Source organism: Tatumella morbirosei (assembly GCF_000757425.2).
Taxonomy (GTDB): Bacteria; Pseudomonadota; Gammaproteobacteria; order Enterobacterales; family Enterobacteriaceae; genus Tatumella; species Tatumella morbirosei.
On the sequence record NZ_JPKR02000003.1, the window covers coordinates 1,335,824 to 1,356,495 of the forward strand.

Annotated in this window: 21 protein-coding genes and 1 pseudogene; 6 read left to right on the forward strand and 16 right to left on the reverse strand. The window is 49.0% G+C overall.

The features are described 5' to 3' along the window. Positions 1-2,367 (forward strand): fimbria/pilus outer membrane usher protein, encoded by a 2,367-nt coding sequence (locus HA49_RS09010; protein WP_038022236.1) that lies wholly within the window; start codon positions 1-3, stop codon positions 2,365-2,367. Further along, positions 2,357-3,313: a Csu type fimbrial protein gene (locus HA49_RS09015; protein ID WP_038022239.1), complete on the forward strand. Its 957-nt coding sequence runs from the start codon at positions 2,357-2,359 to the stop codon at positions 3,311-3,313. Before HA49_RS09010 ends, HA49_RS09015 begins: the two co-directional genes overlap by 11 nt. Before the next feature lie 28 nt (positions 3,314-3,341). Here HA49_RS09015 and yfhb read toward each other — a convergent pair whose 3' ends face one another. After that, a complete protein-coding gene (gene yfhb / locus HA49_RS09020) occupies positions 3,342-3,971 on the reverse strand; it encodes a phosphatidylglycerophosphatase C (protein ID WP_038022243.1) in 630 nt (209 codons plus the stop codon). Between the two features lie 343 nt (positions 3,972-4,314). Between yfhb and HA49_RS09025 the strand changes: the two genes are divergently transcribed. Continuing rightward, positions 4,315-5,142, forward strand: a complete 828-nt coding sequence (locus tag HA49_RS09025) for a phytanoyl-CoA dioxygenase family protein (RefSeq protein ID WP_038022246.1) — start codon at positions 4,315-4,317, stop codon at positions 5,140-5,142. 234 nt (positions 5,143-5,376) lie between these two features. Here the strand turns inward: HA49_RS09025 and HA49_RS09030 are convergent, their stop codons facing one another. Continuing rightward, positions 5,377-5,712 carry a putative T6SS immunity periplasmic lipoprotein gene (locus HA49_RS09030; RefSeq protein ID WP_342667036.1) on the reverse strand — a complete coding sequence of 112 codons (336 nt, stop codon included), beginning with the start codon at positions 5,710-5,712 and terminating at the stop codon, positions 5,377-5,379. A 4-nt stretch (positions 5,713-5,716) separates the two neighbouring features. Then, positions 5,717-6,121 carry a type IV secretion protein Rhs gene (locus tag HA49_RS09035; protein WP_245610174.1) on the reverse strand — a complete coding sequence of 135 codons (405 nt, stop codon included), beginning with the start codon at positions 6,119-6,121 and terminating at the stop codon, positions 5,717-5,719. Positions 6,122-6,769: 648 nt separating this feature from the next. Between HA49_RS09035 and HA49_RS09040 the strand changes: the two genes are divergently transcribed. Beyond that, positions 6,770-7,024, forward strand: a complete 255-nt coding sequence (locus HA49_RS09040; RefSeq protein WP_038022252.1) for a YfhL family 4Fe-4S dicluster ferredoxin — start codon at positions 6,770-6,772, stop codon at positions 7,022-7,024. Between the two features lie 13 nt (positions 7,025-7,037). On the opposite strand, the gene acpS is transcribed toward HA49_RS09040, so the two are convergent. The 12 genes from acpS to HA49_RS09100 form a co-directional block, all read right to left on the reverse strand. Beyond that, positions 7,038-7,418 carry a holo-ACP synthase gene (acpS, locus tag HA49_RS09045; RefSeq protein ID WP_038022254.1) on the reverse strand — a complete coding sequence of 127 codons (381 nt, stop codon included), beginning with the start codon at positions 7,416-7,418 and terminating at the stop codon, positions 7,038-7,040. Next, complete coding sequence (pdxJ, locus tag HA49_RS09050) at positions 7,418-8,149, reverse strand: pyridoxine 5'-phosphate synthase (RefSeq protein WP_038022257.1); 732 nt, start codon at positions 8,147-8,149, stop codon at positions 7,418-7,420. The genes acpS and pdxJ overlap by 1 nt, the downstream gene beginning before the upstream one ends. A 44-nt stretch (positions 8,150-8,193) precedes the next feature. Next, positions 8,194-8,925, reverse strand: a complete 732-nt coding sequence (gene recO, locus HA49_RS09055) for a DNA repair protein RecO (protein ID WP_038022260.1) — start codon at positions 8,923-8,925, stop codon at positions 8,194-8,196. A 3-nt stretch (positions 8,926-8,928) separates the two neighbouring features. After that, positions 8,929-9,834 carry a GTPase Era gene (era, locus tag HA49_RS09060; RefSeq protein ID WP_038022261.1) on the reverse strand — a complete coding sequence of 302 codons (906 nt, stop codon included), beginning with the start codon at positions 9,832-9,834 and terminating at the stop codon, positions 8,929-8,931. Next, on the reverse strand, positions 9,831-10,511 hold the full coding sequence (gene rnc, locus HA49_RS09065) for a ribonuclease III (protein WP_038022263.1): 681 nt from the start codon (positions 10,509-10,511) through the stop codon (positions 9,831-9,833). The genes era and rnc overlap by 4 nt, the downstream gene beginning before the upstream one ends. Positions 10,512-10,644: 133 nt before the next feature. Next, positions 10,645-11,616 (reverse strand): signal peptidase I, encoded by a 972-nt coding sequence (gene lepB, locus HA49_RS09070; protein ID WP_038022266.1) that lies wholly within the window; start codon positions 11,614-11,616, stop codon positions 10,645-10,647. Between the two features lie 9 nt (positions 11,617-11,625). After that, positions 11,626-13,425 (reverse strand): translation elongation factor 4, encoded by a 1,800-nt coding sequence (gene lepA, locus HA49_RS09075; protein WP_038022269.1) that lies wholly within the window; start codon positions 13,423-13,425, stop codon positions 11,626-11,628. A 222-nt stretch (positions 13,426-13,647) separates the two neighbouring features. Continuing rightward, positions 13,648-14,118, reverse strand: coding sequence for a SoxR-reducing system protein RseC (rseC, locus tag HA49_RS09080; RefSeq protein WP_038022271.1), 471 nt, complete (start codon positions 14,116-14,118; stop codon positions 13,648-13,650). A gap of 2 nt (positions 14,119-14,120) precedes the next feature. Beyond that, positions 14,121-15,071, reverse strand: a complete 951-nt coding sequence (rseB, locus tag HA49_RS09085; RefSeq protein ID WP_038022274.1) for a sigma-E factor regulatory protein RseB — start codon at positions 15,069-15,071, stop codon at positions 14,121-14,123. Continuing rightward, a complete protein-coding gene (gene rseA / locus HA49_RS09090; protein WP_038022277.1) occupies positions 15,071-15,727 on the reverse strand; it encodes an anti-sigma-E factor RseA in 657 nt (218 codons plus the stop codon). The genes rseB and rseA overlap by 1 nt, the downstream gene beginning before the upstream one ends. A gap of 29 nt (positions 15,728-15,756) precedes the next feature. Then, positions 15,757-16,332: an RNA polymerase sigma factor RpoE gene (gene rpoE, locus HA49_RS09095; RefSeq protein ID WP_038022279.1), complete on the reverse strand. Its 576-nt coding sequence runs from the start codon at positions 16,330-16,332 to the stop codon at positions 15,757-15,759. Between the two features lie 472 nt (positions 16,333-16,804). Further along, positions 16,805-17,563: a tRNA1(Val) (adenine(37)-N6)-methyltransferase gene (locus HA49_RS09100; protein WP_038022757.1), complete on the reverse strand. Its 759-nt coding sequence runs from the start codon at positions 17,561-17,563 to the stop codon at positions 16,805-16,807. Positions 17,564-17,748: 185 nt separating this feature from the next. Here HA49_RS09100 and srmB point away from each other — a divergent pair. Beyond that, positions 17,749-19,094 (forward strand): annotated as a pseudogene (gene srmB / locus HA49_RS09105) (ATP-dependent RNA helicase SrmB). A gap of 233 nt (positions 19,095-19,327) precedes the next feature. On the opposite strand, the gene grcA reads toward srmB, so the two are convergent. Next, on the reverse strand, positions 19,328-19,711 hold the full coding sequence (gene grcA, locus HA49_RS09110) for an autonomous glycyl radical cofactor GrcA (protein WP_038022282.1): 384 nt from the start codon (positions 19,709-19,711) through the stop codon (positions 19,328-19,330). Between the two features lie 256 nt (positions 19,712-19,967). Here grcA and ung point away from each other — a divergent pair, with 256 nt between their 5' ends. Next, complete coding sequence (gene ung / locus HA49_RS09115) at positions 19,968-20,645, forward strand: uracil-DNA glycosylase (protein ID WP_156994587.1); 678 nt, start codon at positions 19,968-19,970, stop codon at positions 20,643-20,645. Positions 20,646-20,672 lie beyond the last annotated feature (27 nt).

A 20,672-nucleotide genomic window follows, 5' to 3' on the forward strand; every position in this document is an offset into this window, starting at 1 on the left:
ATGCCTAACGTTTTTCGCCCGCTGTGGTTAAGTATTGCCTGTTCGTTACCGGCGCTGGCACTGGCCGACGACTACAGTCAACTGCCTCCGCCAACTCTCAGTAGTGATGAAAACGATAGTTATACGTTGTATCTGACGCTGTCGGTGAATGGGACGCCATCACCGGGTCTGGTACCGGTACAGGTAAAGCATGGCCATTACTGGATAGATGCCCTTCCGTTATTAAAAGCGCATCTGCGTCTGGAACAAACCTCCGGTTTAACCGATGTATCAGTGTTGCCGCAGGTACAAACCCGGTACGACAGTGCCAGGCAGGTGCTAAATTTGCAGGTGCCAGACCAGTGGTTGCCGGAACAGCAGTTTGACAGTGGCTTTTCAAAAAACAGTCTCCACCCCGTCAGTAGCAGTGGCCTGCTGTTTAATTATGACTCCTACAGTCTGAGATCACCCTACGGTGGAACATCAACAAGTACCTTGCTGGAAGGACGCTGGTTTGGTAACGCAGGAACCGTTTCACAGACCGGCGTCTGGCGAAACCAGTTCGCAGGTGAGCGCGGTACGCCTTCAGGCTATGTCAGGTATGATACCGTCTGGAAATACAGTGATCCCTCAAAGCTCATCAGTATTCAGGCTGGTGATTTTGTCAGTGATTCAGTGACATGGAGTCACTCTGTTCGTATGGGGGGAATACGTATTAGCCGTAACTTCACTGTCAGGCCTGACCTGGTAACCTACCCGCTACTGAACTGGAGCGGAGTCGCTGCAGTACCCGGCACCGTCGATTTGTTTGTCAACGGCTATAAAGCCAGCAGCCAGTCCGTAAATTCCGGCCCCTACAGCCTGACCAATGTGCCGTACATCAATGGTGCCGGAGAAGCAACGGTGGTCACCACCGATGCACTGGGCCGCCAGGTATCCACCTCTATCCCGTTTTATGTGTCCAATAAACTGCTGGCCAAAGGGCTGAGTGACTTTGATTTCTCGGCAGGCAGTCTGCGGCGTAACTATGGGATCGACAACGCGGACTACGGTAACGCGGCGGTTAGCGGAATTTACCGCTATGGACTGAGTAACCAGTTGACCGGAACTTTTCACAGCGAAGTCAGTAACGGACTGATGCTTGCAGGGCTGGGTGCCGATTTCACCCCAGGCCGGCTGGGTACGGTCAGTCTGTCGGCCAGTAGCAGCCAGGATAACCGGCATGACAGAGGTTATCAGTACACTTCCGGCTGGTCCTATTACAGTAAGTACTGGAGCCTGAGTCTTCAGCATATTAGTGTCAGTGGTGATTATCAGGATCTGTCTACTTCAGATACCCGTACCACGTTAAGCCGACGGGCTGATCAGGCCACCGTTAGCATCATTCCTTCAGGTAAAGTGTTCGGCACTTTTGGACTGGGTTACTTTTCGGTGCAGGCTAATGACGGTACACGCACACGACTGGCTAATTTCTCATGGAGCCATAGTCTGGGGGGAAATTCCAGCCTTAGCCTGAGTCTGAACAGAGACCTCGGGAGTCACTCAGTCACCGGGGTGGCACAAATTACTATTCCATGGGGCGACCAGTCAGTGGTGAACAGCTCCTCAAGTCTCGCGGCAAAAGGGCAGATTACCAACAGGCTGGAGTATACCCGAACCGCTCCTGTCGATGGTGGTCTCGGATGGACGGTGGCGCATTCCATCAACGGAGACAGCTATAACCAACTTAATCTGACATGGTTAAACCGTTATTCAAGCCTCAGTGGCGGATTTTACGGTGCCCGTGGGCAGTCTAATCAGTGGTTTGAGGCCAGCGGATCTGTCGTGGTCATGGATAACGACCTGTTCTTCTCTCGCCGGATTAATGATGCTTTTATTGTAGCCGATACTGACGGATACCCTAAAGCCAGTATCAGCTATGAAAACCGCCATGTCGGCGATACCGACAGCCATGGCCATCTGCTTATCCCCTGGGTTTCGGCCTGGTACCCGGGCAAAGTCTCGATTAACACCATGGATTTTCCGACAGATACCGATGTCCCGGTATCAGAACAAAAAGTCGCAGTACGGGAAGGCAGCGGGGCGGTTGTGCATTTCTCCGTGGAGAAAGTCCGTTCCGCCGTGCTTACCGTGACCGATCAACACCACCACCCTTTACCGGTGGGTACCCCGGTAGATGAAATAAACAGTGGGCAGACAGGAGTAATCGGTTATGACGGACAGGCCTGGCTTTCTCATCTTGGACGACATAACCGACTGGAAATTATGACCGCCAACGGAACCTGCCATTTCACCTTTGACCTGCCTGCAGTGACCACTGTTCCCGCCACTATCGGCCCAATCATTTGTCCGTCAGCCCCAGCCACGGAGGCATTGCATGAAAATTAACACTTTATTCCTGAGACTGCTCCTGTTGTTACTGTCGGGCATTTCGCATTATGCAATGGCAGACTGTAGTACCATTTCATCCACCGGCGATTTTGGCTCTGTCAGTTCATTCACTTTAGCCAGTAGCGCTGAAACGGTTGAAACCGGTTCGGGCTTCACCTGCTCAGGCGGATTATTAACTCTGCTCAGTACTAATACCATTACTGCTACCCTCACCTCCTCTGCTGGTGAAAGCGGCACCACTCCACAAATGGTCAGCAGCAGCTCCGGGGCCAGCATTCCCTATACTATCTGTGCTGCTTCAGACTGTTCTTCGACCTACTCAATAGGCCAGACCATCACATGGACATCAACATCGCTGCTGGGATTACTGGGATTATTTAATTCCAGTGATGGCACCTTACCGCTGTATATCCATACTGCAGCCGGACTGAATGTCCCGGCCGGGACCTATACTGACAGTATTGTCATTAACTGGAATTACAATATCTGTTTTATCGGGCTGCTGGGATTGTGTGTCTATACCACCGGTACGGCAACATCGACAGTGCTTTTCTCGGCTGAGGTAACCAATGACTGCGCAATTGTGGATGCGCCGGATGTCGATTTTGGTAGTGCAGCCTTGCCGGCAGATTTTGCTTCGATCGCCAGTGCATTAACGGTGCGTTGCACCAAAAATGCCGCCTATAAAATCAACCTGACCAGTAGCAATCCGCTGAGCGGTGATTTCCGGCAAATGGCATCCACCAGTGACGGAACGACCCATTACTTGCTGTATCAGTTCTATCAGCCGGACGGAACCGCATGGACGACCGATAATGATTTGAGCGAAACCGGCACCGGCGACTCACAAACGGTCAACTATACAGCCACCGTTGATACCGCCCAGACTAATAAACCGGCAGGTAGCTATACTGATACCGTCACCGTGACCGTCACCTATTAATCTTTATCAGACAGTGACGGAATCCGCATTAGTCAAGTTGCTGTATGCTGCCGCTGGCCGTAATACGCCAGCGATACTGACAGCAGTTCATCAACGGTGTATCGAAGTTGCTGTCACTGTAACCGCTATATAGCTTTGGTAAACAGCCGATGCGTTGTTCAAGTTCGATCACTTTTTGTCGACCAAAACAGCGCAGGCTAAGTACTCTGCCACCGAAGCGCCGTTGCATCTGAGAGCCAATCAGGCTCACCTGAGAGAGGAAAGAAGCTGATCCATAAATACCTTCAACCAGCGACTGTGGAGAACCGGTCACTAACCACACACGGGTGTTGTCTTCCTGTAAATAGCCATAAAGACGTCGAAGAACCGCAGGGAAAGGGGTGATCTGTAGCTGAGCCCACTGACAAAACGCTTTTTCCTGTTGCTGTAAAAATTTTTCGCTATGCCCCACCGTTACCGCCCACAGCAACAGGCTCACTGGCCAGCGTGCCGATTTGTTCACCAACAGGGCGCCGATAATCACCGGAGCAAACAATATTACCGGCAACAGATTGACTGGCTGGCGTGCAAGACAGTAACGAAGATAACAACCAAACAGATCCTGCTTGTGTAGTGTACCGTCAAGATCAAAGAATACGATGCGTTGTGTTGGTTTCATCCTACATTCCTGTTATTCCGGCCTGTCAGCAAGCTCTGTATAGCATCCTCATATTAAGCCCATATTACGCTGAGTCGCTATTATAACGGTGTCTTCCTGATAGCACTGCGTGCTGGCGCGCATTTGTGGTGCAACGAAATGAAGACGCCCGTAAATGGTCACAGCAATCTTCTTTCCCGCTTGCCCGCCCTGCTCTCTGGAAGCACCCTAAAAAAACTATTAAAACATACAGATAAAAATAAATATTGTTTCAGGCAATAAAAATGCTGTCCGGGGCCTCTCAGTAACGGAATAGGAATTGCACCCTGTTAAGACCCGATAAACTGCGACAGGATTTCCGGAAATGACTAAAGAACCACCGGTTGTGATTGATGATAAGACAGTAGAAACGTTTCAGAAAGATGGGGTGGTATTACTGAAGGGAGTCTTTAAACCCTGGGTCGAAACCCTGGCAGAGGGCATCAGTGAGCTGATGGCAAACCCCAGCGAATACGGTTTTGCCCGCACGGTGATCCCAAAAGACGGATCGGCACCTTTTTTCCAGGATTACTGTAACTGGTCCCGTATCAAAACCTTTGAAGACTTTGTGTTTAATTCTCCGGCAGCAGAAATCGCCGCCCGACTGATGCAATCCGAAACAGCTCGTTTTTTCCATGAACATACCCTGGTGAAACAGCCTGGCGGCAGCACCATCACTCCCTGGCATCATGACCAGCCCTATTATTGTGTTGAAGGCCGGCAGAATGTCAGCCTGTGGATACCGCTGGATCCGGTAGAGCAATCCATCTCTCTGCGTTGCATCCGTGGGTCGCACTTATGGGGTGATGAATTCAGTCCGACCCGGTTTAACGGCACCAAACTTTACGAGCATAAGAATTTTAAAGAGATGCCGGACATTGAGGCACATGCTGATGAATACGACATTGTCAGTTGGGCGGTAGAACCGGGTGACGCGATAGCCTTCCATTACCGGACGGTACACGGTGCAGCAGGTAATCATTCAGCCCGTTCCCGCAGGGTTTTCTCAGCCCGTTGGGTAGGTGATGATGCCGTATTTGTCGATCGTGGCGGAGTGACCTCCCCTCCGTTCCCTGAGCTGACCCTGAAAGACGGCGAGCCACTAATCTCACCGATTTTCCCACAGGTCTGGCCAACAAAATCGGTAGCCTGAACCTGAACTTTAGCTGCCTCTTTATTCTACCGAAGAGGCAACTCTTTTCAGCCAGAGAGAACCCCGGGGGACAAACCGTGATCTCCTCCCAATACCCCTGCCGGGTAGTGAAAGCGGTTTGCGAAACCGGTAAAACCGGTGTGACCGAAGCGACCGTCTACGACGCGCAAGCTTAACCTGTACCTCTCCCACCCGCCACACAGCAGGGTGGGAGTTCCAGCAAAATGTTATCTGTTATACTTTAGTTACTTTTCCGTTAGCATCAATATTGAATTCAAATCGATAGTTTTTTCCGTTCATTGTGTAAATCAGACCATAAGCAGCATTATTTTTTAATTCGGTCTTTATACATGTTTCGGGATATTTTTTAGCAATACCTTCCTCCATATTTAATGGAGGATGATAATTATTCACAGAATAACTTAGCATGTAATACTCCAAAACATCGCCAGGTTTCGATGTAATGCATATACTATCTTTACTTACAACGGCATTGCCTTTATTACGAAAAACCAACCTGTCACCGGTACAACCTGACAACAGAAAAATAAAAAAGACATATAAAAATATTTAATCATAGCGGAAAACCTCCCAGGACTTTCTTGTATTTTGCAATTAAAGACCCTTTAGGTTCATTTTTATCAAAAGCTGCATAATTGATGATACGTTCATAACCGTTAAAACCGAACCTGGTGAGCAACCAATAATCTGCGACGATACTTGCCTGTTGCTCCATTGGATAGCCTGATAACATTTTTTTATTAAAATTATATTTGTAATTTACCGCCCAGGAAAACAAACCACGTATTTTGACATTCATACCTCGCTGATATTGCCAGATATGCTTCATTTCATGCATAAATAAATGTTGCGCATCCGGCAAGGTCTTTGAGTAATCATCGCGGTAAACATTAGTTTCAAACCATATTTCACCAGAAGGTGTCATCGCCGTATTATTTTCTTGCATACCAAATGGCAAGTAACTGCCGTGATGAACCCAGACCCGATTGTACCGAATACTACGGCCATACAACTCAGTGGCCAGACGAATTTCGCCCGGAGTTAATAATCACAAACCACCTTTTTTAAGCATCGGGACTCCTTCCCTCATTATCCGTTACTTCAGGAAAGACCTTATAACAACGGGTCACTTTACGTCCAACGGATTCCAGTCTGGTCAGTCGATTTTCAGAAATCTGCCCGTTACAGTGATCACAAAACTGCACCAAAATAACGTGTCTAGCCGTGGGATATCATCAGGTTTTAATTTTCTAAGACGTCAGCAGCTTAAGTATTATTTTCATTATAAAGCTGGGACTCATTTGTGGATCACCTGCGCACCACCCTACGAAATTGTTCAAAAACCCATCAATATTGGGCTTTGTGGGGTTATGTGTTACAGTGCGCGGCATTGAAATTCCTTATCCTATGCCCCATCTTGAGACAGGCTCGCACATGAGGCTTTTTAAGATGGCGATTTTCGGTCTGTGTTGCGGTTTTGTGTTACGCAAGCGAGTGTACCAGTGTTTTTTATACTGTAAAAATCCACAGATAGTTAATCATCGTAAGGAATAAAAATTGCATATAACCAATTGATTATACAAGACAAAAAAGGTAACTGACTGAAGTGGCTTTACTAATTACTAAGCGTTGTATCAATTGCGATATGTGTGAGCCGGAATGTCCTAACCAGGCAATTTCGATGGGCGATACAATTTATCAGATTGATGCAGAGCGTTGTACAGAGTGTATCGGCCATTACGATGCACCAACCTGTCAGAGTGTCTGCCCGATCAATAATACGATCATTACTGATCCGCAGCAGACAGAAACGACTGAAGCTTTATGGGAAAAATTTGTCACACTGTGGCATTCCGCCTGAGCATACCAGTGTGTCAGTTTTCCAGAATCACCGTCGCACAGGCATAGCGGCGTTCATCAGCCAGGGTGACATGAACATTTCGTACCCCTAAATCTTCTGCAAGGCTGTTGGCCTGGCCAAAAAAACGCAGGCAGGGCTTACCCAGCGCATCGTTATAGACTTCAAACTGATTAAAAGCCAGTCCCCCCCTGATGCCGGTACCAAAGGCTTTTGCGACCGCCTCTTTCACCGCAAAGCGCTTCGCCAGAAAACGGACTGGCTGATGGTGTTGCTGATATTGTTGCCATTCGAACTCTGTCAGCACACGGCGTGCCAGCCTGTCACCGGAGCGGCTAATCACTTGTTCGATACGCTCAATCTCGACAATGTCTGTACCCAAGCCCAGAATAGCCATTACCGACGCGATTCTCTCAACAACACTTTCATTTCGCGTACCGCTTCTGCCAGTCCGCTGATCACCGCCTGACCAATGATTGAATGGCCGATATTCAGTTCATGCATTTGCGGGATAGCTGCAACCGGTAACACGTTGTGGTAAGTCAGACCATGGCCTGCATTCACTTTCAGCCCTAGTGAAGCCGCGTATTCCGCCGCTTCACGGATACGTGCCAGTTCCGCGTCCTGCTCCGGACCTTCAGCGGCTTCGGCATAAGCACCGGTATGAATCTCGATATAAGGCGCACCCGCGGTAACGGCTGCATCGATCTGTCGGTGATCTGCGTCGATAAACAGAGAAACCAAAATCCCGGCCTCTGTCAGACGTTTCACAGCATCATTAAGCTTCTGCTGTTGACCCGCCACATCCAGCCCACCTTCCGTTGTCACTTCCTGACGATTTTCCGGTACCAGACAACAGAAATGAGGACGAACTTCACAGGCAATAGTGATCATTTCTTCGGTGACCGCCATCTCCAGATTCATCCGGGTCTGAATAGTATCGCGCAGCAAACGGATATCACGATCGGTAATATGACGCCGATCTTCACGTAGATGCACCGTAATCCCGTCAGCACCTGCCTGCTCAGCAATAAATGCGGCCTGTACAGGATCCGGATAGCGGGTACCACGGGCATTGCGCAGGGTCGCGATATGGTCAATATTGACCCCTAATAATAGTTCCGTCATGACAATCCTCAGTCTTAATAAACACACCCTGCCGGGCAACCCGTTTACGATTTGTTTTGTGGTGGCACGGCAACAGGTAAAGTAAATTGCCGGAATAGCTCCTGGCTTTTTAGCGGCTTTCCACCAAGATAAGGCTTCAGGGCCATACGTGTAAAACGTTTTGCAGCCCGCAGCGTATCACTGTCAGGAAATTCCCGGGAATACAGTGCCAGCAACTGACGCCCGGTAAAGCTGCGCTGGTTAACCACCAGACTGGCAATAAAACCCTTTTCCTCACGATAACTGTAAGTCATAGTTTCACTGACAGGTTCACCGCTGCCGGCACAGTGCAAAAAATCGACGCCATAACCCAGATGGCCAAGCACCGCCAGTTCAAAGCGGCGTAACACAGGTTCGGCAGACCCTGTTGCTGCGGCCAGCCCCTGGATACAGTGAAGATAATCAAAGAAGAGTTCGGAGAAAGGAATTTCCTGTCCCAGGACACGGGACAGCAGTTCATTAACATACAAACCGCAATACAGATAGGTCCCGTTAAGCGGCAGTGCCAGAGAAACAGCTTCGGCACTGCGTAGTGTTCTGATATCTCCTTTACCAGACCAACGGACCAGCAGCGGGGTAAATGGCTGCAATGCCCCTTTTAACTGCGAACGTTTGGCCCGCGCACCTTTGGCCAACACCCGTACCCGTCCTTCGTTTTCACTGAACAGATCCAGTAACAAACTGGTTTCGCTGTACGGGCGACTATGCAGCACAAAGGCGCGTTGCCAGCCTTCCATAAATCAGAGGTCGTCGGTATAACCCAGGCTGCGTAACGCACGTTCGTCGTCCGCCCAGCCGGATTTCACTTTTACCCACAGCTCCAGATGTACCTTAACTTCAAACATCTGTTCCATATCTTTACGGGCTTCAATACCGATAGTTTTGATTTTGGCACCTTTGTTGCCAATCACCATCTTCTTCTGACCTTCACGCTCCACCAGAATCAGACCATGGATGTCATAACCGCCACGCTCATTATTCACAAACTGTTCAATTTCAACAGTCACTGAATACGGCAGTTCTGCCCCGAGGAAACGCATCAGTTTTTCACGGATGATTTCTGAAGCCATAAAGCGTTGCGAGCGATCGGTCACATAATCTTCAGGGAAGTGATGATCAGCTTCCGGCAGATGCTTATGCACTATGGAAGCAATAGTATCGACATTGTTGCCGTGTTCCGCCGACACCGGCACCACATCCAGGAAGTTCATTTTCTGGCTCAACATCTGGATATGAGGCAGCAGAATCGATTTATCCTGCAGGTTATCAATCTTGTTAATTGCCAGAACCACCGGCGCTTTGCCGGCCTTCAGTTTCCCCAGTACCATTTCATCGTCGTCAGTCCAGCGGGTACCTTCCACCACGAAAATGACCAGTTCCACATCCCCGATAGAACTACTGGCAGCTTTGTTCATCAGGCGATTGATGGCCCGCTTTTCTTCCATATGCAGGCCCGGCGTATCCACATAGATTGCCTGATAATTATCCCGGGTATCGATCCCCATAATCCGGTGCCGCGTGGTTTGTGGCTTACGCGAGGTGATCGAAATTTTCTGCCCCAGTAACTGGTTCAGTAATGTAGATTTGCCGACATTAGGTCGGCCGACGATTGCGATAAAACCGCAATGGGGTGCTTGTTCGCTCATTCAATTCCTAACTTAATCAGCGCCTGCTCTGCGGCTGCCTGTTCTGCTTTGCGGCGGCTGGAACCAACCCCAACCACAGCTTCTTCCATTCCGCTCACCTGGCAATGGATGGTAAATTCCTGGTCGTGGGCTTCGCCACGCACCTGAACCACCAGATAAGATGGTAACGGTAAATGCCGGCCCTGCAGAAACTCCTGCAGCCGGGTTTTAGGATCTTTTTGTTTGTCACCAGGACTGATCGATTCCAGGCGACTCTGATACCAGCGAAGGATCAGCTTTTCAATTTGCTGTATATCACTGTCGAGAAAAATCCCCCCGATCAGCGCTTCTACCGTATCGGCCAGAATTGATTCACGACGAAAACCGCCGCTTTTTAATTCTCCCGGCCCAAGCCGCAGACATTCGCCCAGTTCAAATTCCCGCGCCATTTCTGCCAGAGTATTACCACGAACCAGCGTCGCGCGCATCCGACTCATATCCCCTTCGTCCACGCGTGGAAAGCGGTGGTATAAGGCATTGGCAATCACATAACTCAGAATAGAATCCCCCAGGAACTCCAGTCGTTCATTATGTTTGCTGCTGGCACTGCGGTGGGTTAAAGCCTGCTGCAATAAATCTGCTTGAGTGAAAGTATAGCCCAGTTTCCTCTGGAGCTTATTAATCAGGATGGGGTTCATGCGTTTCCAGCTCTTAGATGACATCTGTTGCTCTGCACATGAAACAGGGCTGATACAGCTCTCTCTGTTTCGTGTGCAGTGGCCTGCCGGCCAGGGTCAGTAACAAGGCCCGCACAGCGGGCCCACATTGGTATTAATGAATGCCGCCGATACGGCTCAGACGAACTCCGGTAGGCCATTTGCCTTCCTGTTTTTCGAAGCTCATCCAGATAGCCACGGCTTTACCCACCAGGTTCTTTTCAGGCACAAAGCCCCAGTAGCGGCTGTCAGCACTGTTATCCCGGTTATCACCCATCATAAAATACTCACCGGCAGGAACGACCCAGGTCGCTGGCTGTTGTCCCGGCTGCTGGTAATAAGAACTCACCTGACTCTGTGCTTCGTTTACCAGTAAGATGTTATGTGTGACATTGCCGATAGTTTCTTTACGAATACCCAGGCGTAAACCACCTTTCATGCTTTGATCAAGGGGGACCTGGTAGAATCCATTCCCGACTTCATTACCATCAAAACCGCTAAAGGTCTGAATAAATTGACTCGGTTCCATATCACTATAGGTGACAGGTACCGCATTGCCACATTGTCCTGAACCACACCCGGGAGTTACGGTGATCGTTTTGCTGTAAGGATCAAAGACGATTTTATCACCAGGTAAGCCAATCACACGCTTAATATAGTCAACACTGGGATCTTTCGGGTATTTGAAAACCGCGATATCGCCACGTTTCGGATGACCGGTCGGGATCAGTGTAGTCTGTGTAATAGGATCTTTCAGACCATAGGCAAATTTCTCTACCAGAATAAAATCGCCAATCAGCAGGGTCGGCATCATAGATGCGGACGGTATCTGAAACGGCTCAAACACAAATGATCGTACGATGAAAACGACAAACAAGACCGGGAACACCGATATTGCCGTTTCAATCCAGCCAGGATGACGGTCCACGGCATTCAGTGTTTTCTCATCCAGTGCAGTACCAGCCATTTCACGGGCCTGTTGCTGCTTTTTACGACGGACAGGAGCCCAGACGAATTTTTCAATGCACCAGATGATTCCGGTAATCAGAGTGGCTAAAGCCAGAATCAGTGCAAACATATTTGCCATGCCAGGTCCTTATTTGTTGTCCTTGCCCACATGCAGAATGGCTAAAAACGCTTCCTGAGGTAATTCTACGTTACCTACCTGTTTCATCCGTTTTTTACCATCTTTCTGTTTTTGCAACAGCTTTTTCTTACGGCTCACGTCACCGCCATAACATTTGGCGAGAACGTTCTTACGTAATTGTTTCACTGTTGAACGGGCAATGATGTGATTACCGATAGCAGCCTGAATAGCAATGTCAAACTGCTGACGCGGGATGAGCTCTTTCATTTTCTCAACCAGTTCACGTCCGCGGTATTGTGAGTTATCGCGATGGGTAATCAATGCCAATGCGTCGACACGCTCTGAGTTAATCAGAACATCAACACGTACCATATCAGAGGCCTGGAATCGTTTAAAATTATAATCCAGAGATGCATAACCACGCGAAGTGGACTTCAGGCGATCGAAGAAATCAAGCACAACTTCGGCCATCGGAATATCGTAGGTTAAAGCAATCTGGTTTCCATGATAAACCATGTTGGTTTGCACGCCGCGTTTCTCAATACAGAGTGTAATCACATTCCCCAGGTATTCCTGTGGAACCAGCATATGACACTCTGCAATCGGTTCGCGTAATTCTTCAATATTGTTCAGCGGTGGCAATTTCGACGGGCTGTCGACATAAACCACATTGCCGTCAGTGGTCTGAACTTCATACACTACTGTAGGGGCTGTGGTGATCAGATCAATATCGTACTCACGCTCCAGACGCTCCTGAATAATTTCCATGTGCAGCAGACCCAGGAATCCACAACGGAAACCAAAGCCAAGTGCCGTAGAACTTTCCGGCTCATAAAACAGTGAAGCATCGTTCAGACTCAGTTTACCTAACGCATCACGGAAAGACTCGTAATCATCAGAGCTTACCGGGAACAGTCCGGCGTAAACCTGCGGTTTCACTTTTTTAAAACCAGGTAACGCTTTTTCAGCAGGAGTCCGGGAACTGGTCAGCGTATCACCGACTGGCGCGCCTAAAATATCTTTAATCGCGCAGACCAGCCAGCCCACTTCACCGCATCCCAGTTCAGTACGATCGACCTGTTTCGGTGTAAAAATACCCAAACGGTCAGCGTTATACACCTGCCCGGTACTCATCACTTTGATTTTGTCGCCTTTGCGCAGAGTACCATTCTTCACCCGCACCAGCGACACAACCCCAAGATAGTTATCGAACCAGGAATCGATGATCAGTGCCTGTAACGGAGCTTCCGGGTCACCTTCCGGTGGCGGGATATCACGAACCAGGCGTTCCAGAACTTCCGGTACACCCACCCCGGTTTTGGCTGAACAGCGGACGGCATCGGTCGCATCAATTCCCACAATGTCTTCAATTTCCTGAGAGACACGGTCTGGATCGGCCGCCGGCAGGTCGATCTTGTTCAGTACCGGCACAACCTCGAGGTCCATTTCCATGGCGGTATAGCAGTTTGCCAGGGTCTGAGCTTCTACCCCCTGCCCTGCATCCACCACCAGCAAGGCACCTTCACAGGCCGCCAGGGAGCGGGAAACTTCATAGGAGAAGTCAACATGGCCCGGGGTATCGATAAAATTAAGCTGGTAGGTTTGACCGTCCTGAGCATGGTAGTCGAGGGTAACACTCTGTGCTTTGATGGTAATACCGCGTTCACGTTCCAGTTCCATTGAATCCAGAACCTGAGCAGCCATTTCACGGTCGGTCAACCCGCCGCAGGTCTGAATCAGGCGATCAGAAAGCGTAGATTTGCCGTGATCGATGTGCGCTATAATGGAAAAGTTTCTTATATGCTTCATTTATATGAATATCTTCGCGTAAAAACGTCTGTTGAATACCAGGGCACAGAGATGATAAGTAACATCACTCGTTACTCGTGTTGAGTCAGCCTCATTAATGAGGTGGCATATTACACTGTTAAGGGCCCGTACGAAAGCCAGTAACCTGGTGTAATTGCTAAAGAGAAAGGTAAATTTTAGTGCGGGAAAGGCCGGGGATTATCCTCCGGCATGTCACTCTGACTACTCACCCTCTGCCGTTTCGAAGCGCAGAGAATCCGGAGGCAACGCCACACTTAAGATCACTGGCTGAAAGGCTTCTTTATCGCCAATCAATGCCGAGATGCCTTTCGAGAGAATAAAGCCTCCAACACCGCCCAGCAATGCGCCGCTGGCAGAAGCAAGATTAGAATGAAACAGTGACTGGAACAGGCCGGCAACAATAAACAGACCAAGTAACGGTGTCATGTAGACCAGCACCGCAGAACCCAGCAGGCTGCTTTCACGAATACCTAATTCAATACGCTGACCTGGCTGTAACGGCTGTTTACTGGCAATCTGCATCACTTCTGCATCTTCCGGCCCCAGTTTATTCAACAAGTGACTACCACAACCTTTACGTGCATTGCAGCTGTTACAGGAAGTTTTTGCTTCGGTATGCAGTGTCGCAATCCCGTTTTCCCAGGAAGTTACGGTTGCCCATTCTCTCATCATAATCAGTTACCTACGTCGACATTGTCCGCAATACGTTTTGCAGTAGCTGCAGGCAATTCGCCCACAACACTAATTTCCTTATTATTACGTATTTCGACCTGAATCGTACGTCGTCCAGTGCGCAATGACTGATTCAGACTATCTTTATCTGCATCCGTGACATTAATGGTAAAACTAAATAACCCGTCAGAGTATAGCCTGGTTTCAAAAGCTTTCCCCATCGTAGGAATTTGACGGCGGGTTTGTGAAATCATCTGCATTCCGGCCGGCACCCAGCCCGGTTTCCAGTTGAAGTTGACTTTATCCCCCGCGGGAAGAGATAGAACCGGTGGCAGACTGGCATCTTTCAGAGATTCCATCATCCGGCTGACGCCTTCATCCACCGCAAAACTGATTACCTGATATTGTTCGATAGGTTCACCGTCCTGAGCCAACAAATCTACGCGTAGCGGCAGCGAGGTATCAACATCCAGCCAGATAACATAGCTATAGCGGGAACCGTCGTGTGATACGACCCGGACAACATCACACATCTGATCCGCGACACGGGAACGCCCTACCGGAATGAAATCATAATAGTTTTTCAGCCGGTCGAAATCGGCATACAACACCGAAGGCAACCCATCGATAATGTGCTCACCTGGTAGAGTAAAGGGTTCTAACCCAGCTTCAAAATAGCTGATTTCTTTACCACGCTGAATAATCTCACGCCGCGGGCCGTCCATTTGCAACAACTGTGCATAGGTTTGGCCGGAAACAATCGCATGGCGATAACGTAAGGATTCTATTCCCTGACGGGAGACATTGATGTAGGCGAATTCATAATTGAGGGTGGCACTGGCTTTTTCCATCTTTTCCAGCATGGCCTCAGACGCAGAATCCTGCGCTGAGGTCACCGATGAAAACAACAGACTACAAGCCAGAGTAGTCATCAGAATAAAAGGTTTTTTCATTACTGCTGCTGAATACCCAGAGACTGATTACCCGGCACATTGATCTGAGCCTGTTCAGGAACTCCTGATTCAAACTGATCGTTATTCAGACGACGCTGCAATTCATAGTCCTGGAGCATCGCGTTCACACGGCGACGTTGTTCCTGAACCTGTTGGCTGGCATTACCGGCATCAAATATGTCAGAAGGAACCCCAAGACTGACTGGTGAGGCTTTCCCCATCATTGGCAACGTATTAAACGCCGGGGTATCTGAAGTATCCGCCACGTTGCCAGAGCCGGCCGGAGAATTACCATAATGCTGTACACCCACAATTACCGCCAGCGAAACGCATGCTGCGACACCCACCTGCACCAGTTGGGCCGCCCATGGGCGATTTTTGCCGAAAAACGGCATCCTGCTCCAGCGTGAAGGTTCTGGCTGCGCTTCCGGGATAAACGGGGTCACATTACGGGCAGGTTCCTGCGCGATAGCTTCGGCCACACGGGCTGAAATATCGAAATGAACCACGGTACCTACATCGCCACGTAAGGTATCACGTATCAGGTGGTAGCTTGTCCAGCTCTGCTGTAACTCCGTGTCTTTCGCCAGCGAAGAAAGCAATGACTGATCTAAGATTTCACCATCCATTAAAGCGGAAAGTTGTTCTTTCTGCATGCCTTTTACCTTTCAAGTAGCCGCCATCCCTAACGTTGGATCAGCGGTTGAACTTTGTTATCGATAGCCTCACGGGCCCGGAATATCCGGGAACGCACTGTTCCGACCGGACAGTCCATAATCTCGGCAATCTCTTCGTAACTCAAACCATCGAGTTCCCTGAGTGTGATTGCCATCCGTAAGTCCTCAGGTAATGTTTCTATAGTTTTAAAGACAATTTGTTTCAGTTCTTCTGACAACATTAAGTTCTCAGGGTTCGAAATTTCTTTCAATGCACCCGCACTTTCGAAATTTTCTGCATCGACCGCATCCACATCACTGGAGGGCGGCCGGCGTCCCTGAGCAACCAGGTAATTTTTCGCTGTGTTCACAGCGATACGGTATAACCACGTATAAAAAGCACTTTCGCCACGAAATGACTCGAGGGCGCGATAGGCCTTAATAAAAGACTCCTGCACCACGTCCGGCACATCCCCTGACGGTACATAGCGCGACACAAGGCTCGCCACTTTATGCTGGTATCGAATCACCAGTAAGTTAAATGACTTTTGATCTCCTTTCTGGACGCGCTCAACAAGAACCTGATCTGTTAACTGCTCGCTCATCCGAGGTAATATCCCCACAAATATGTTCTACATCCAATTGACCACCAGCAACATCTCACATGATCTGAGCAAGCAGTGGCTTAGAGTAGATACTTTAAAGAAAGTTCAGCGTTTCCCTGTATTCTCCGGGTAACAGCGCCATTGGCTGTTTGTAATAACCTCCCGGGCCTCGTGCTATCGATGAACTACGTCACTCTTTTCCTGTCAGATACGGGTAAAAGGTGATTTAACAGGCAGGTTACCTCATCGAACAAAGCATTTCATCTCTAATTCAGGGTTCGGTTTAGGCTTTTAACAAAAAAACGCGGCAACACAATGATTGTCATATGCTTCTGTGGTTCGGGTAAACCGATGTGTAGTTTTTTTTACGAAAAATTAAGAAGATAGTGACAATCTTTACCAGAACCCCGGGCTCAGGAACTACATTGCTATAGCAAACCTCACTCCTCATAAAAGCCGGTTAACCCTACATTTAGCGCGGTAAATAGAACCCTCCTGTCAGTTGCCGATAGTCATCGGAATACCCCCCTGAAGAATCACGGATCACCAGACTGTCATTAGTGCAATCTCCGGGATTTAATGAAAACGCGATAAACAACCGGTGGGGTTGCCGGTCAGCAAACTCACTGATTCGTCGGCAATGACGTAATATCCATCCATCAAGTTGAGCAAGGGCGATAAATTCCTCTCCGGTCGCCAGCGGTAAAATCACGCAAAACCAACCCTCAGCAGAGAGATGTTGTTGTGCACTCCTGAGCAATGCCTGGTGACTCAGCGTGGTAGTGTAACGCGCGGTTTGACGGGAGTGACTACTACAGCTCACCCCGGGGGAGAAAAAGGGAGGATTGCTGACTATCACACTATATCGCCGGGAGAGCGGAGCCTCCCACGTCAGGATATCAGCATGATGAATCTGTATCGTATCCGGCCAGGGTGACTGCGCAATATTTTGTTTTGACTGACGCACCGCCGCCAAATCAATTTCAACCGCATCAATCTGCACAACTCTGCCTGCCTCATGGATACGTTGCGCCATCATTAAGGAAATCAGCCCGCTGCCACTGCCAATGTCCAGTAACTTTCCATCGACAGGGACGGGTGTTGTGGCACCTAAAATAATACCGTCAGTGCTGACTTTCATGCCACACTGGTCATGGGCGACAAAAAACTGTCGAAAGGTAAAACCATTTTTCTTAACACTCTGTGACACGGCAATCTTCCTGTCCTGCATTAACAACACAGGGTCAGTTACCCTGTTCGGCAAGTGTAACCGCACGACAGAAATATTACCGTGAGAAATTGCCGTCTTCAGAAATTTTACCGCCGGAAATGCTCTTCCGCGGTCATCAGACGCAGACAACAGATGAAGAATGCGTCTGAAGTGTCTATAATCAGCGCCCCAAACAGAGGTAGACCATGACTGTAACCACATTTTCCGAACTTGAACTAGATGAAAGCCTGCTGAATGCTCTGCAGGATAAAAACTACGAGCGCCCTACTGCAATTCAGGCAGAGGCTATTCCGCCTGCACTGGACGGCCGTGATGTCCTGGGTTCGGCGCCCACGGGTACCGGAAAAACAGCGGCCTACTTACTGCCGGCTTTGCAACATCTGCTCGATTTTCCACGTAAAAAATCCGGTCCTCCACGTATTTTAATTCTGACTCCGACTCGTGAACTGGCGATGCAAGTGGCGGATCAGGCACGTGAACTGGCGAAATATACTCACCTGGATATTTCGACCATTACTGGCGGTGTGGCTTATATGAACCATGCCGAAGTATTCAGTACCAATCAGGATGTTGTGGTCGCGACCACCGGTCGTTTGCTGCAATATATTAAAGAAGAAAACTTTGACTGCCGCGCCGTTGAAACCCTGATCCTCGATGAAGCTGACCGGATGGTGGACATGGGGTTTGCTCAGGATATTGAAACCATTGCCGGAGAAACCCGCTGGCGCAAGCAGACACTCTTATTTTCAGCCACTCTGGAAGGCGAGCATATTGAAGATTTCGCCGATCGTCTGCTGAATGACCCGGTCACTATCGAGGCGGAACCCAGCCGTCGCGAACGTAAAAAATACAGCAATGGTATTACCGTGCCGATGACCTGCAACACAAAACCCGGTTGTTGATTCATCTTCTTAAACAACCTGACGCCAGCCGGACGATCGTTTTTGTCCGCAAGCGCGAGAGGCTGCATGAAGTGGCGGAATGGCTGAGACAGGCAGATATCCGTTGCAGCTATCTTGAAGGTGAGATGGTTCAGGCAAAACGTAATGAAGCCATTAAACGTCTGACCGAAGGCCGTGTGAACGTACTGGTGGCAACCGATGTGGCGGCACGTGGTATTGATATCGACGATGTGACTCTGGTCATCAACTTTGATCTGCCGCGTACTGCAGACATCTATCTGCACCGGATTGGCCGGACCGGACGTGCCGGTAAAAAAGGGACAGCACTCTCGCTGGTTGAAGCCCATGATAACGAGTTGCTGATCAAAATTGGGCGCTATTTAAATGAACCCCTGAAGAGCAGAACTATCGACGAATTAAGGCCAAAAACCCGTGCGCCTTCCGCCACCGGTCCAAAAAAGCCATCGAAAAAACAGCTGGAAAAACGTAAACAGAAGAAAAATGAAGAGGCACAAAAACCGCGCGTGAAGGTGCGTCATCGTGACAGCAAGAATATCGGAAAACGTCGCAAGCCAGTAACATCACCGGGTGAAACGGCCCCCGGAACTGCGAAAGATTCTGCTGAGTAAAAATTATCAGCCTTAACAATGAGCCCTCGGGTTCATTTGTCGTACTCTCAAATCGCCCACTTCGGGCGATTTTTTGTTTTCAACCTCCCGTCCTGCAGATTCATTCCAGTGGCGTTATTGCTGAATATTGCCAGACCGGCAAAAACAGCTCTGCGCAGATTAATCTCTTTATTATCAATAATAAATAGCAATAAAAAAGGCGCTCAGGCGCCCTTTTTCAGTCCGGGAATCGGTTACAGACTTTCGGTAAATGTACGGGTGATAACATCACGCTGCTGTTCAGGAGTCAGGGAGTTGAAACGTACCGCATAACCTGAAACCCTGATAGTCAGTTGCGGATATTTTTCCGGATGTTTTACAGCATCTTCCAACGTTTCACGGCGTAATACATTCACGTTAAGATGCTGACCACCTTCCACCCGAACCTGAGGTTTCATTTCCAGCGGAATCTCACGATATTCGATTTCACCGAGTTCATGAAGCGGGACAAGCTGATCCGGCTGGTAATCCCCTTTTGCACACAGGCAGCGTGCTTCTGCATTTTCTTCATCCAGTAACCAGAAAGAATTAAGCAATGCATTATTGCTGGATTTGGTGATTTGAATTCCATTAATCATAGGTTGCCTCCGGGGCTGAAACTGTCTTATCAAAGAATTTGTCTGGACCAACTTCATCGTCATTGTATAACTAATGAGCAGGCAGAGTTCCTTGACCTTTATCAATAAACAGCCATCGACAGTGATGCTAAATCCTTAACCATATGATATTTATGCTTTTTATGGATAAATATAATTTGTATTTTTTCAAATTATTTTTAAGGCTTTACCCGCAAGATAAAATCATTAAGCTGACCGGCATAATATTCAGGAGGGAATAATGACAACATTAACATGGCATGACGTACTGGCTCCCGAAAAGCAGCAGGACTATTTTATTCAGACCCTGCAAAGCGTTGAACAACGCCGCAGAGAAGGGGTCACCGTATACCCTCCACAAAAGGATGTTTTCAATGCCTTCAGGTTAACCGAACTTCACCAGGTTAAAGTTGTCATCCTCGGCCAGGACCCCTATCACGGGCCAGGACAAGCGCATGGTCTGGCATTTTCGGTATTACCAGGCGTAGCAACACCTCCGTCATTACTGAACATGTATAAAGAGCTGGAACAGGATATTGAGGGCTTTGTCCGCCCGGATCATGGCTACCTCGCCAGTTGGGCGACTCAGGGAGTATTGCTGCTAAACACGGTATTGACCGTAGAAGCAGGAAAAGCGCATTCACATGCCAGATTGGGCTGGGAACAATTCACGGATACCGTCATTTCGCTGATCAATCAGCACAGACAGGGAGTCGTGTTTCTGTTGTGGGGGGCTCATGCGCAGAAAAAAGGGGCCATTATCGACAGGCAGCGCCACCATGTTTTGCAGGCACCACATCCATCCCCGTTATCAGCGCATCGTGGATTTTTCGGTAGTAAGCCATTTTCCTCGGCCAATGCCTTATTACAGCAGTCCGGCCGGGATCCCATTGACTGGATGCCGGTATTGCCATAAACAATAAACCGTCTGACCGGCAGACCC

Coding starts and splice junctions, on each gene's coding strand:
- HA49_RS09010 (WP_038022236.1), top strand. CDS start 1: ATGCCTAACGTTTTTCGCCCGCTGTGGTTAAGTATTGCCTGTTCGTTA.
- HA49_RS09015 (WP_038022239.1), top strand. CDS start 2,357: ATGAAAATTAACACTTTATTCCTGAGACTGCTCCTGTTGTTACTGTCG.
- yfhb (WP_038022243.1), bottom strand. CDS start 3,971: ATGAAACCAACACAACGCATCGTATTCTTTGATCTTGACGGTACACTA.
- HA49_RS09025 (WP_038022246.1), top strand. CDS start 4,315: ATGACTAAAGAACCACCGGTTGTGATTGATGATAAGACAGTAGAAACG.
- acpS (WP_038022254.1), bottom strand. CDS start 7,418: ATGGCTATTCTGGGCTTGGGTACAGACATTGTCGAGATTGAGCGTATC.
- pdxJ (WP_038022257.1), bottom strand. CDS start 8,149: ATGACGGAACTATTATTAGGGGTCAATATTGACCATATCGCGACCCTG.
- recO (WP_038022260.1), bottom strand. CDS start 8,925: ATGGAAGGCTGGCAACGCGCCTTTGTGCTGCATAGTCGCCCGTACAGC.
- era (WP_038022261.1), bottom strand. CDS start 9,834: ATGAGCGAACAAGCACCCCATTGCGGTTTTATCGCAATCGTCGGCCGA.
- rnc (WP_038022263.1), bottom strand. CDS start 10,511: ATGAACCCCATCCTGATTAATAAGCTCCAGAGGAAACTGGGCTATACT.
- lepB (WP_038022266.1), bottom strand. CDS start 11,616: ATGGCAAATATGTTTGCACTGATTCTGGCTTTAGCCACTCTGATTACC.
- lepA (WP_038022269.1), bottom strand. CDS start 13,425: ATGAAGCATATAAGAAACTTTTCCATTATAGCGCACATCGATCACGGC.
- rseC (WP_038022271.1), bottom strand. CDS start 14,118: ATGATGAGAGAATGGGCAACCGTAACTTCCTGGGAAAACGGGATTGCG.
- rseB (WP_038022274.1), bottom strand. CDS start 15,071: ATGAAAAAACCTTTTATTCTGATGACTACTCTGGCTTGTAGTCTGTTG.
- rseA (WP_038022277.1), bottom strand. CDS start 15,727: ATGCAGAAAGAACAACTTTCCGCTTTAATGGATGGTGAAATCTTAGAT.
- rpoE (WP_038022279.1), bottom strand. CDS start 16,332: ATGAGCGAGCAGTTAACAGATCAGGTTCTTGTTGAGCGCGTCCAGAAA.
- HA49_RS09100 (WP_038022757.1), bottom strand. CDS start 17,563: ATGCAGGACAGGAAGATTGCCGTGTCACAGAGTGTTAAGAAAAATGGT.
- grcA (WP_038022282.1), bottom strand. CDS start 19,711: ATGATTAATGGAATTCAAATCACCAAATCCAGCAATAATGCATTGCTT.